The following is a 12,398-nucleotide window of genomic DNA, read 5'->3' as shown; positions in this document are numbered from 1 at the left end:
AGCAAGCCATGAAGAAGACCCTGCCGGTGCTCGCGCTGGCGACCGGGCTGGCCGGATCGCTGCTCAGCGTCCCGGCGTACGCCGCCGGCAGCTCGACGTCCGGCGTCACGATCGCCTGGAAGGACGACACGTTCCAGCAGGTCGTCGTGAGCTGGCAGGAGTCCGAGCCGCTCGCGAACAAGGTCGTGCTGCGCAAACGCGGTTCGGACCTGGTGTACCTGAGCCGGACGACGACGGCCGAGCAGCCGAACTCGGTCGAGATCCCGGCGTCCTCGATCCGCGCATACAACTGGAGCGACGGGCCGGACGTCCCGTTCGACTTCACGGTGTCCGGCGGGACCGGCGCCGAGGCACTGTCCCCGGGGTTCGACGCGAACACGCCGAACCCGCCGGAGCCGGTGTCCAGGTCGCTGGCGGCCTCGGGCGCGATGACGGTGAAGTGGAAGGGCAGGACGCTCACCGACAGCACGCCGAACGACCCGCTCGACCGGAACGTGCCGCCGACGTACCAGGTGAGCTACACGCCGGCCGGGTCCGGGGCCTCGTACCCGATCGGCGGTCGCGGCACCGCGACGCAGGTGACCTACACGCTGCGGTCGGCGTACACGCTGAACGTTGCTGCCTACAACGAGTGGGGCAACCAGTTCAGCGCGAAGATGGTGAGCGCGGAGACGACCCGGCTGACCGCGAAGATCCCGGCCTGGGCGGTCTACGGGCTGAACTCGCAGGTCACCGGCACGTACACCCCGGCCGGTGAACGGCGCCAGATCGTGCTGCAGGCGCGGAACAGCTCGACCAGCCCGTGGTACACGGTCAGCTCGAGCACCTTCACCGGCGGCAAGTTCTCGTTCCCGTTCGGCACCGGCGGCAGCCGGCAGTACCGGGTGGTCGCGCCGGCGGCCTCGTACTACGACAGCGCGCTGATCGCGCACGGCGCGACCACGGCCACGGTCGCCTCGACCACGCAGCTGAACGTGTCCGGGTTCTTCGACTGGCTCGTCATCGGCCCCGGCCGGCCCAGCCCGACCGGTGTCTACGTCTACCCGCAGGTCAACACGACCGCGACGCTGCAGCGCTGGACCGGCAAGACCTGGGCCACGGTCGGCTCGGTGCCGGTCAAGGGCGGCACCGGCCGGGGTTCGGTCGTCGACAAGCCCGGGCGGACGGCGTACCGGTACTACGTCCCGGCCGTGATGTCCGGCGGCACCCGGTTCGCCGCGGCGTACACGAACACTTTCGTCAACGAGGTCCGGTAGGGCATGGCCCTCCCACTGAAAGGTCTTGCTGTGAAGAAGAACTGGACTGCCCTGGCCGTCACCGCCGGACTGTCGGCGAGTGCGCTGGCCGTCACCCCCGCGTACGCCGCCGACCCGGCGCCGACCGGCGTCACGATCGCCTGGAAGGACTCGACCCACCAGGTCGTCCGGGTCACCTGGACCGAGGACGGCGACCTGCCGAACAAGGTGGTCGCGCAGCGGCCCGGTGGTGCGACGGCCTTCCTGCCGAAGTACGTCGCCGCGGGCGCTCCGAACGTCGTCGAGTACGCCGCCGCCGAGCTCGCGCCGTACGACGGAACGCTGGAGATCGGCGTCGCGGCCGGGACCGAGGCCGGGGTGACCGGGCCGGTCGAGGCCTCCGCACCGTTCGACACGATCGACGCCGGACCCTCGTCACGGGACTCGGCGACGATGTCCGGGAGCAGCACGGTGGCGGTGCGGTGGAAGCCGTACGCGTACCCCGAGCGCGACGTGACGCCGAACGACCCGCTCGACCTGACCGACTCGACGACCTACACGCCGTACCTGGTGGTCGCAGGCAAGAGCACGCCGCTCACGGCGCCGTCGAAGGCGACGTCGGTGACGGTCGCCGGCCGGGCGCTGCCCTACCAGGTCGACGTGGTGACGACGAACGAGTGGGGGAGCAACACCCAGCGTGTCATCTCTGCCGCGGCCAGCGGTCTGACCGCCGTCATCCCGACCTGGGTGAAGTCCGGTACGCCGACCTGGCAGGCGCTCGTCACGGGCCGGTTCGCCGGCCGCGCCTCCACGGTCTACCTCCAGGCCCGCAAGACCGCGACCTCCGCGTGGTCCACCGTCTGGGCCCAGGAGGCGACCAACGGGACCATCAGGTTCCCGCTCAGTACCTACGGCTCGCGGCAGTACCGGGTTCAGGTGCCCAACCACTTCGACCACGGTGGCGTCTCCGCCTACTTCGGCAGCTTCAGCCAGGCCGTCTCGACCACAGTCCAGGTGAACACCTGGGGAGCGCGCTTCAGCCCCGCCACCGTCCGCCGCGGCCAGACCGCGACCGCCATGCTGCAGCACTCGCCGTACTGCAGCTACGCAGTCGTCCTGCAGCGCTGGACCGGCAAGGCCTGGAGCACGGTCGGAAATGTCCGAACCGACGGCGGCGACGTCCGCGGCTACGTGAAGGGCGCCGCGGTCGGCAAGGTGACCTACCGCTACTACATGCCGTCGGTCTCCCTGAACGGCTACACCTACGCCGCGGCGTACTCCGCGAACTTCGTCCTCACCACCGTGGCCTGAGGCCGGACATGAAGAAGCAGATCGGAATCGCGCTCGCTGCCGGGCTGGCCGGATCGTTGCTGGTTGCCGCGCCGGCGGCTGCCGAGGTGGTGCCGACCAACGTCAGGGTCGCGTGGAAGGACACGACGTTCCAGACGGTCGTCGTGAGCTGGGACGAGGCCGAGCCGGTCGGCAACTCGATCCAGTTGTACAAGCGCGGCTTCAGCACGGCGTACTACGCCGACTCCGTCCTGGCCGACCATCCGAACTCGGTGGAGGTCCCGGCGGCCAGAATCCGGGACGCCAGTTGGCGGCAAGGGCGGGACACGCCGCTCGAGTTCGCGGTCTCGGGGGCGGGGTGGTCGGCGGTCCGGTCGGTGGGCTTCGACGCGAACACGCCGGATGCGCCGGAGGTCGTGTCCAGGACGCTGTCGGCCGCTGGCGTCAGCACTGTGCGCTGGAAGGACGCCTCGCGCGACACCACGCCCAACGATCCGCTCGACCGGACCGAGCCGCTCACGTACCAGGTGAACTACGTGCCGACGGGGTCCGCCAAGTCCTACCCGATCGCGGCCCGGAGCACCGCGACCCAGGCGACCTACACGCTGCGTTCGCCGTACTCGCTCTATGTTGCCGGGTACAACGAATGGGGCAACCAGTTCTACCGCAGGCTGCTGACGGCCGAGGCGACCCGGCTGACCGTGAAGGTCCCGTCCTGGGTCGTCTACCAGGACTCCGCGCGGGTGACCGGCACGTACACGCCGTCGACCGAGAGCCGGCCGGTGGCACTGCAGGCCCGCAACAGCTCGACCAGTCCCTGGTACGTCGTCGCGTCGGCGGTGTTCAGAGGCGGCAAGTTCGGCTTCCAGCTCGGCACCGGAGGCAGTCGCCAGTACCGCGTGGTCACGCCGACAGCGACGTACTCCGCAGGTGCCCTCATCACGTACGGCGCGTCGACCGCGCCGGTGGCGTCGACCACCCAGCTGCGGACCTCCGGATTCTTCACCGGGGACCCGATCATCCCCAACATGCGGAACACCGCCGGCGTCTACGTCTACCCCGGGGTCAACACCACCGCGCAGTTGCAGCGGTGGACCGGCAAGGCGTGGTCGGCGGTCGGCCCGGTCACGGTGAAGGCCGGCACCGGCTACGGCTCGGTCCTCGCCACGAAGCCCGGACGTACGGCGTACCGCTTCTACGTCCCCGCCAGCAGCTCCGGCGGCGCCTGGTTCGCCGCGGCGTACACCAACACGTTCGTCAACAACGTCGGCCCGGGAGAATGACCATGAAGAAGCACGTTGGAATCGCCCTCTCCGCCGGCCTGGTGCTCGGCGGACTGTCGGCCGCGCCCGCGCACGCCGCCGATCCCGCGCCGACCGATGTGAAGATCAGCTGGAAGGACGAGACCTTCGAGTTCATCCGGGTGACCTGGACCGACACCGGCGCGCAGCCCAACCGGGTGTTCGTGCGGAAGGTCGGATCGGCGGTCGAGAAGTTCGCGGTGCACGTCGCCGCGGACGGGGAGAACGCTGTTGACCTGCGCAAGGACGTCATCAGCGACTACGGGAACACCAACGGCACCCTCGAGGTCGGGGTCGCCGTGGGGACCGCGGACGGGCTGACCAGTCCGGTGGCGGTGTCGGCCGCGTTCGACACGTTCGAGGCCGGGACGCCGCGGCTGGTGTCGTGGGCCGGGTCGGGGACGAGCACCCTGCACGTGAAGTGGGCGGCGGCTCCGGCGGGCAACGACTCGACGCCGGGGGATCCGCTGGACCGGAGCGACCCGGTGCGGTTCGACCCGCGGTTCAAGGTCGCCGGTGGGGAGTCGAAGCCGGCCGGGCCGACCGGGCCGGCGACCGAGCTGACCTTCACCGGGCCGGACACGGCGTACGACTTCTACGTGCTGTCCGAGAACGAGTGGTTCACCGGGAACCCGAGTCAGCTGGTGCACGCCGGGCGCACGAAGTTCACCGCGAGCATCCCGACCTGGGCGGTGGCCGGGACGGACACCGTGATCCGCGGGACGTACAGCGGCCCGGAGTACGTCGGCGCGACGCTGCAGGCGCGGAACTCCGCGACCAGCCCCTGGTACGCCGTGACGTCGTACAACAACCTGACCGACGGGACCTTCGAGTACCGCGTCGCCAGCCGCGGCACCCGTGAGTACCGGGTCGCGTTCGCGAACATCGCGTCGACCGCGGGGCCGGTCGTCTGGTTCGGTGGCTACACCGCGGCGGTCACGACCACGACGCAGCAGAAGGCGATCGCGAGCCTGGCGGCGCCGAGTGCGGTCGCGGGTTCGCGCGTCCCGGCGTACTTGTCGGTGCTGCCGGAGGTGAGTGGCACGGCTCAGTTGCAGCGCTGGAGCGGTTCCGCGTGGACGGTTGTCGGCAATGTGGCGCTGACCAGCGGTAACGCGACCGGGATCATCCACCAGACGGCGGTGGGCTCGACGGCGTACCGGTACTACGTGCCGGCGCACACGTTCAACGGGCTCGGCGTCGCGGCGGCGTACAGCAATCAGTTCGTCCTGACGACGACGCGGTGAGGACAGAGATGAAGAAGTCAGCAGTTGCCGCGGTCTGCGCGGGTTTGGCATTCGGTGGGCTGACCGCTTCTCCTGCGGTCGCTGCCGATCCCGCGCCGACCAACGTGAAGATCAGCTGGAAGGACGAGACCTTCGAGTACGTCCGCGTGACCTGGGAGGAGACCGGCGACCAGCCGAACCGGGTGTTCCTGCGGGTTCAGGGCGGTACCGCCGAGCAGGCGCTCGGTCAGGTCGCGGCGGACCAGCCGAACGTGATCGACGTGCCGGTGGGCTCCTTCTCGCTGCGGCACAACGCTGTGGAGGTCGGGGTGACGGCCGGTGAGGGCCCGGCGGGGTTCTCGGTCGGGTTCGACACCCTGCTGCCCACCAAGGTGCAACTGTCGGCCTTCGGGCCGTCGGGAACGAACTCGCTGGTGGCGGCGTGGAGCTCGGCGCGGCCGGCCGACCCGAACCCGAACGACCCGCTCGACCGGGACGTGCCGTTGGTCTACGAGCCGATGTACCTGCCGGCGACCGGGACGGAGAAGGCCGCGGCTCCCGCCGGAACCGCCACCCAGCGGACCATCACCGGCCCGGCGACGCCGTACTCGTTCTTCGTCTACGCGCGCAACGAGTGGGGCCGGGGCTTCCCGAGCGACTCGCGGAAGGTCGACAGCACCCGGTTCACGAGCAAGATCCCGACCTGGGCCGTCGCCGGCAGCGACACGGTGATCAGCGGCACGTACGCCGGCCCGGAGTACGTCCGCGGCACCCTGCAGGCCAGGAACTCGGCCACCAGCCCGTGGTACGCCGTGGTGTCGTACGACCTGTTCGACCACACCTACCGGTTCGCGGTGCCGAGCAGGGGGACCAGACAGTACCGGGTCGCCTTCGCCAACACCTCGTCGGGAGGAGCGGCCTTCTTCGGTGGCTACACCGCGGCGGTCACGACCACGACGCAGCAGAAGGCGATCGCGAGTCTGGCGGCGCCGAGTGCGGTCGCGGGTTCGCGGGTCCCGGCGTACTTGTCGGTGCTGCCGGAGGTGAGTGGCACGGCTCAGCTGCAGCGCTGGAGCGGTTCGGCGTGGACGGTTGTCGGCAATGTGGCGCTGACCAGCGGTAACGCGACCGGGATCATCCACCAGACGACGGTGGGCTCGACGGTGTATCGGTACTACGTGCCGGCGCACACGTTCAACGGGCTCGGCGTCGCGGCGGCGTACAGCAACCAGTTCACGCTCACCACGTACCGCTAGCTAGCTAGCTGACCAGCCGGTCCACTTCGTCACCTGGGCGACGATGAAGGGGCCGGCTGGCGTCGTTTCGGCGTACTGCGGGTACCTCGCGGCCAGCGCCTCCGTCGGGTGCTCGGCGACGACCGACGCCGTGCAGTCGGCGCGGATCCACCACAGCTGGGTCCAGTCTGGTGCGTAGTGGTCGATCAGCAGGGTCGCGCGCGGGTTCTCCGCCAGGTTGCGCAGGCGCCGCAGGTTTCGGGTCGTCTTGGGTTTGTGGTCGACGGCGATCACGATCACGTCGTCGGCGAGGGTGAACGTGACGGGCACCACATGTGGCCTCAGGTCCAGACCGGTGGTGGCCAGGAAAGCGCGGTCGGCCGCTGCGAAGCGGGTGCGGCAGAGGTCGGTGGGGAGTATCACGATTCGGCCCTCCGGCTAGGCAGCGTGGGGTGCCAACTATGTATGGTCAACGCGTTCCAGCTTCCGGTGAGGTGAGGTGCGATGGGCGGGGTGCGGTTACTGCCTGCCGTCGTTGCCGCGACAGTGCTCGGTGGGGTCCTGACCGCCTGTACGTCGGACCCGGTGCCGACCGGGGTCTCGGTCGCGTGGGACGCGACGAAGACGGCCGTCCAGGTCAGCTGGAAGGACGACAACGCGCCGAACCGGATCTCGATCGAGGGTGTGGTGTCGAGCAGCCCGTCGTACGTGAAGTACGTCGCGGCCGGGGACCCGAACACCTGGGCGATCCCGACGTCGGCGTTCCCCGCCGACGGGAACTACCGGGTCGCGGTGTCGATCGGTACGTCGCGCGGCGGCGTGACGAGCAAGCCGGCCCGGTCGCCGATGTTCGACACCGACGGGCCGCTGCGGCCGGCCGACGCGGTCGCGCGGGTGTCCGGCAAGGACGTGCAGGTGAGCTGGAAGGTGCCGGCGGCGGGGCAGGACTTCACGCCGAACGACCCGCTCGACGTGCCGGCCGGGACGCAGCAGTACACGCCGGTGATCGGCGTCAACGGGCAGCCGTTCAAACCGGTCGCGGCGCCGACGACGAAGTCGAGCCTGGTGCTGAAGAACGTGCGGCCGCCGTACTACTTCCAGCTCCGCGCCAAGAACGAGTGGGCCTCGCTGACCGGCGCCGAGATCGCCGGGCGGACGACCGCGACGACGGCCGCCGTACCGACGCTGTGGACGTTCGGCAAGCAGATGCTGATCCGCGGCCGGACCATCCAGCAGGAGATCAGCTGCGGCGGATCTCGTTGCTCGGTGCAACAGTCGACGGCGGCCGGGCTGCCGGTCGTGGTGCTGGCACAGAACCGGGCCGGCGGGCCGTGGGTGCAGGCCGGTCGCGGGAGCACGCAGCCGGGCGGGCACTTCGAGATCCGGGTCAACACCGGCGGCACGCGCACGTACCGGGCGTACGTGCCGGTGAACAGCCGCGTCGGCGCGCTGACCGCGGCGTCGAGCAGCAAGAACTACCTGACCCGGAGCCGGCTGCTGATCCAGGGCGCCGGGTACGCCGGGGGCAACCTGCACAACCGCAACGAGGTCATCAACGCGGCCGTCGTCGTACGGCCGGCGCAGAACACCACGGCGATGCTGCAGTTCTGGAACGGGCGGGCCTGGGGCAACGTGAAGCCGACGCCGATGCGCGGCGGCCGGGCGGCGATCAGCTTCAAGGCGGTCAAGCCGGGGCTGTTCGCGTACCGCTTCCTGGTCCCCGGTACGACGTACCAGGGCACGCCGGTCTACGGGACGGCGACGCCGAGCCTGGTGCTCCGGATCCGCTGACCGCGTTACTGCGCGTCGACGGTCTCGCCGAGCTCGATCGGCTCGGACTCGCTGCGCCGCCGGTGCCGCAGCTTGTAGATCGCGTACGCCGCGACGGCGGCGACGCCGATCAGCGCCAGCGCCCAGACCGACAGCTCGCCGAAGATCCGGTCCGCGTTGTCACCGATGTTGAAGGCAACGATCCCGATCGTGGTCGACCAGGCGATCCCGCCGGCCGCGTTGGCGGCCAGGAACTGCGGGTAGGGCATCCGGAGCATGCCGGCCATCGGCCCGGCGAAGATCCGCAGCAGCGCGACGAACCGGCCGAAGAAGACGGTCCAGACGCCGTACTTGTGGAAGTACCGCTCGGCCCGCTCGATCCGGTCGCCGGAGAAGTGCTTGGAGCGCCGGCCGAGCCGCTCGAACAGGCCGCGGCCGGCCTTGCGGCCGATGAAGTAGCCGATCGAGTCGCCGACGATCGCGCCGGTCGCGGCGGCGGCGATCACCAGCCACAGCCGCAGGTCGCCCTGCGACGCGATCAGCGCCGCGGCGATCAGCGTGGTCTCACCGGGCAGCGGGATGCCCATCGACTCGACGCCGATGACCAGCCCGACGACCAGGTAGGCGACCACCGCGAGCCCCCCGGTCGGGACCGCGATCGCCAGTGCGTGAAGTTCCCCCATACTCCAATCGTGGCACTGTCAGGCAACCGTTTTACTGATCTGTGAAGTATCCGGCGGCAGGAATTTATCTGGCCGATCCGGTGTTGGTCGGAGGATCGCCGGTCGGTACGACGGCGAGCAGCGTGCTGATCTGGCGGGCGCCGGCCGGGTGCGAGGTCTGGCTCCGGCCCTTGCGGTAGCGCTCGACCAGCTCCTCCAGCTCCTGGTTGAACTGCTCGGTCTCGTCGTGGGTGAGCCACAACCGGGACCGGCTCATCGAGCTGACGTCGTCCCAGGGATCGCTGGCCGGCAGCTCCTGGAACTGCTCGAGGATCCGCTCGACCGAGCTCCGCATCAGCGCCTGCCCGGCCAGCCGCCCGGCGCCCGACGACTGCGTCGAGATCTTCACCCGCTCGGCGGGAGCCCGCCAGGGCCGCTCGCGGCCGTCCGCCGACTCGTCGGCGCGCTCGACGATTCCCCACCGCTCGAGGGCCCGCAGGTGGTAGCTCATCGCCGACGGGGTCAGCCCGGCGAGCTTCGCGCACTCGGTCGCGGTCAGCACCTTGCCGTTGTAGAGCTCGTCGATCACCCGCAGCCGGGCCGGGTGCGCCAGCGCGCGGATCGCGCGCGGATCGGTGAGCTCACGCATCTTCTCGGCCACGGCGCTCAGCGTAGCCAGAAGCCTTGACCGGCGAAACTCTGAAGCAGTAACTTCACATATGTGAAGCAAACACTTCAGGTTTCGATCTGGTCCTTCCGCGACATCCGGCTGGTGCTGCCGGCCCGGGCGCTCTCGTACGCCGGGGACTCGGTGGCCCTGGTCGCCCTGATGCTGCGGGTCTCCGAGACCGGAGGGCCGGGTGCGGTCACCGCCCTGCTGCTGGCGTTCGCCGTACCGACGGTCGCGATGATCCCGTTCGCCGGCCGGATCGTCGACGGGTACGACTCCCGGGCCGTCCTGGTCTGCGCGTCCCTGCTGCAGGTGGTGGCCGGTCTGGGGCTCGCGTTCAGCCATGGCCTCGCCGAGACGCTCGCGCTGGTCTGCCTCCTGCAGGTGGGCCAGGCGGTCGCCGGTCCGGCCTGGGCTGCGCTGATCCCACGGATCGTCGGTGAGCAACTCGTCGGCCGGGCCACCGGTACGAGCCAGGCTCTGGTCGGTGTCGCCACCCTGGCGGGGTCGGCCGCCGGCGGCGTACTGGTGAGCTGGTCAGGTGAGCGTGGGGCTCTGCTCGTCGACACCGCTACCTTCGGTGTCGTCGCGCTGGTCGCTCTGGCGGTCCGGACGAGACGGCGGCCAGTAGCAGACGCCGTACGGGAGCAGGGGGCGCTGACAGCCGGACTGCGCAGTCTGCTGGGGGACCCGCTGCTGCGGATCCTGGTGGTCTGCCTGTGGGTGTTCGTGGTGGTCGGCGAGGCCGTCAACGTGGTTGAGGTGTTCCTGGTCACCGACGAGCTCGGGCTCGATGCGGCCGGCTACGGCTGGGTGATGGCGGCTCAGGGCGGTGGGGCGATCTTGGGAGCCTGGGGCACCGGCCGGCTGACGTCAGCCACGGGCAGGTCGCGAGCCATGCTGGCCGGGATGGCAGCGATCGGTGCTGCGTGTGTGCTGATGGGCGTGGCCGGTGGAGCCTTCGCACTGTTCGTCGGAGCTGTGGTGGTCGGCGCCGGGGGCGGTCTGCTCAACGCTGCGTCCAGCACCCTGATCGTGACCCGTACGGCGGAGGCGGTTCGCGGCCGGGCGATCGCTGCGCTCGGCGGGACCGTGCGGGCCTGCAGCCTGGTCGCACTGCCACTCGGTGGACTGCTGGCCGCCGTACTGGGGACGCGGACGACGTTCGTGGTCTGCGGGATCGCTTGCGGTGTGGCTGCGGCGCTGGCCGCCGTACTGGTGGTCAGGACAAACGATTCGGTCCCGGAGGTGGTCAGTCACTAGCCTTTGCCCTATGACTGAGCCACGTGAGACCCCGGTGACCCCCGACAGCGGGCAGGACGACCTGCCCGAGCAGATGCGGGTCCGCCGGGAGAAGCGTGACCGGCTGCTCGCCGAGGGGGTGCAACCGTACCCGATCACCGTGCAGCGGACGCATCTGCTCAAGGACCTCCGGGCCCGGTACGACGTACAGGAGCTCGCGCCTGACACCCGGACCGGTGAGCAGGTCGCCGTCGCCGGGCGGGTGATCTTCCTGCGTAACACCGGCAAGCTCTGCTTCGTCCGGCTCCGTGAGGGCGACGGGACCGAGCTGCAGGTGATGCTGTCGCTGGCCGACGTCGGCGAGGAGGAGCTGGCCCGGTTCAAGGCGCTGGTCGACATCGGCGACCTGCTGTCGGTGCAGGGCGAGGTGATCACGTCGCGGCGCGGCGAGCTGTCGGTGCAGGCGACCGCCTGGCAGATGGCCGCCAAGACGCTGCGGCCGCTCCCGAACGAGCACCACCCGCTCAGCGAGGAGGCGCGGGTCCGGATGCGGTACGTCGACCTGATCGTGCGGCCCGAGGCCCGCGACATGGTCCGGACCAAGGCCGCCGTGCTGAAGTCGCTGCGCAAGACCTTCGACGACCAGGGGTTCGTCGAGGTGGAGACCCCGGTGCTGCAGCTCACCAACGGCGGCGCCGCGGCCCGGCCGTTCCGGACCCACCTGAACGCCTTCGACCAGGACATGCTGCTCCGGATCGCGCTCGAGCTCGACCTCAAGCGGGCCATGATCGGCGGCGTCGACCGGGTCTACGAGATCGGCCGGACGTTCCGCAACGAGGGACTGGACTCCACCCATGCCGCGGAATTCTCGATGATCGAGGCCTACCAGGCCTACGGTGATTACGACTCCATGAAGACTTTGACCCGCGACCTGGTCCTCAATGCCGGCGAGGCGGTCGGTCGTACCACCGTCACAGGGCGCGACGGTTCGGAGATCGACCTGACCCTGCCGTGGCGGTCGGCGAGCGTTTTCGACCTGATCTCGGAAGCGGTCGGTGAAGCCGTCGACGTGACCACCGACGCGACCCGGCTGATCAAGCTCGCCGAGGCCCACCAGGTCGAGTTGCAGCCCGGCTGGAATGCCGGCGAGATCGCTCTGGAGCTGTACGAGAAGCTGGTCGAGCACACCTTGATCCAGCCCACTTTCGTCCAGGACTACCCGGCCTCGGTACGGCCGCTGGCCAAGCCGCACCGGACCACCGAGGGACTGGTCGAGGCCTTCGACCTGATCATCAACGGGGTCGAGCTGGCACCGGCGTACACCGAGTTGAACGATCCAGTCATTCAGCGTGAACGCCTGGTGGCACAGTCGATGCTGGCCGCCGCCGGTGATCCCGAGGCGATGGAGCTGGACGAGGACTTCCTGCGTGCGATGGAGTTCGGGATGCCGCCGGCCGGCGGGCTCGGGATGGGCCTGGACCGGCTGATCATGCTGTTCACCGAGGCCGGGATCCGGGAGACGATTCTGTTCCCGTTGCTGCGTCCGGAGTGACCGGGAATCGGCCCGTTCGGAGCTGTTGCTTACCACAACCAACGGGCCGATTCATTTCCGGGTCCATTCCGTTGCCGTTGCATACGGTGCGTGACGGGGTTTTAAGTCACATCTTTCCCCACATTCCGCCTGTTGAATGACAACGCCCGGGTTTGTGCTGTACAAATCAGGGGGAAGCCAAAAAAGTAGGGGGATTGTGCCCGGTGGCGGGCGCG

General features: G+C 69.7%; 11 protein-coding genes. 8 read left to right on the top strand and 3 right to left on the bottom strand.

Going from position 1 to position 12,398, the window contains the following annotated elements; genetic code table 11:
* Positions 1 to 8: 8 nt before the first annotated feature.
* The 5 genes from ACZ6Z4_RS18015 to ACZ6Z4_RS17995 are packed head-to-tail and all read left to right on the top strand — an operon-like array spanning position 9 to position 6,308.
* A complete protein-coding gene (locus ACZ6Z4_RS18015) occupies positions 9 to 1,256 on the top strand; it encodes a hypothetical protein (protein ID WP_465564992.1) in 1,248 nt (415 codons plus the stop codon).
* Positions 1,257 to 1,286: 30 nt separating this feature from the next.
* Positions 1,287 to 2,546 carry a hypothetical protein gene (locus ACZ6Z4_RS18010; RefSeq protein ID WP_465564985.1) on the top strand — a complete coding sequence of 420 codons (1,260 nt, stop codon included), beginning with the start codon at positions 1,287 to 1,289 and terminating at the stop codon, positions 2,544 to 2,546.
* An 8-nt stretch (positions 2,547 to 2,554) separates the two neighbouring features.
* On the top strand, positions 2,555 to 3,808 hold the full coding sequence (locus tag ACZ6Z4_RS18005; RefSeq protein WP_465564981.1) for a hypothetical protein: 1,254 nt from the start codon (positions 2,555 to 2,557) through the stop codon (positions 3,806 to 3,808).
* A 2-nt stretch (positions 3,809 to 3,810) separates the two neighbouring features.
* Positions 3,811 to 5,073 (top strand): hypothetical protein, encoded by a 1,263-nt coding sequence (locus ACZ6Z4_RS18000; protein ID WP_465564976.1) that lies wholly within the window; start codon positions 3,811 to 3,813, stop codon positions 5,071 to 5,073.
* Positions 5,074 to 5,081: 8 nt separating this feature from the next.
* Complete coding sequence (locus ACZ6Z4_RS17995; protein WP_465564971.1) at positions 5,082 to 6,308, top strand: fibronectin type III domain-containing protein; 1,227 nt, start codon at positions 5,082 to 5,084, stop codon at positions 6,306 to 6,308.
* Here the strand turns inward: ACZ6Z4_RS17995 and ACZ6Z4_RS17990 are convergent, their stop codons facing one another.
* Positions 6,309 to 6,710, bottom strand: a complete 402-nt coding sequence (locus ACZ6Z4_RS17990) for a TIGR03668 family PPOX class F420-dependent oxidoreductase (RefSeq protein ID WP_465564967.1) — start codon at positions 6,708 to 6,710, stop codon at positions 6,309 to 6,311.
* Positions 6,711 to 6,791: 81 nt separating this feature from the next.
* On the opposite strand from ACZ6Z4_RS17990, the gene ACZ6Z4_RS17985 reads away from it, so the two are divergent.
* Positions 6,792 to 8,078, top strand: a complete 1,287-nt coding sequence (locus ACZ6Z4_RS17985; RefSeq protein WP_465564962.1) for a hypothetical protein — start codon at positions 6,792 to 6,794, stop codon at positions 8,076 to 8,078.
* A gap of 5 nt (positions 8,079 to 8,083) precedes the next feature.
* Here ACZ6Z4_RS17985 and ACZ6Z4_RS17980 read toward each other — a convergent pair whose 3' ends face one another.
* Positions 8,084 to 8,740: a DedA family protein gene (locus ACZ6Z4_RS17980; RefSeq protein ID WP_465564955.1), complete on the bottom strand. Its 657-nt coding sequence runs from the start codon at positions 8,738 to 8,740 to the stop codon at positions 8,084 to 8,086.
* A gap of 64 nt (positions 8,741 to 8,804) precedes the next feature.
* Positions 8,805 to 9,380: a helix-turn-helix domain-containing protein gene (locus ACZ6Z4_RS17975; RefSeq protein WP_465564952.1), complete on the bottom strand. Its 576-nt coding sequence runs from the start codon at positions 9,378 to 9,380 to the stop codon at positions 8,805 to 8,807.
* A 60-nt stretch (positions 9,381 to 9,440) separates the two neighbouring features.
* Between ACZ6Z4_RS17975 and ACZ6Z4_RS17970 the strand changes: the two genes are divergently transcribed.
* Positions 9,441 to 10,652 carry an MFS transporter gene (locus ACZ6Z4_RS17970; protein WP_465564950.1) on the top strand — a complete coding sequence of 404 codons (1,212 nt, stop codon included), beginning with the start codon at positions 9,441 to 9,443 and terminating at the stop codon, positions 10,650 to 10,652.
* Between the two features lie 10 nt (positions 10,653 to 10,662).
* Complete coding sequence (gene lysS / locus ACZ6Z4_RS17965; RefSeq protein WP_465564943.1) at positions 10,663 to 12,183, top strand: lysine--tRNA ligase; 1,521 nt, start codon at positions 10,663 to 10,665, stop codon at positions 12,181 to 12,183.
* Positions 12,184 to 12,398 lie beyond the last annotated feature (215 nt).

This window comes from Kribbella sp. NPDC104740 (genome assembly GCF_055583505.1).
The sequence above is the reverse complement of the archived record's forward strand: the minus strand, read 5'-3'. Positions and strand labels throughout refer to the sequence as shown.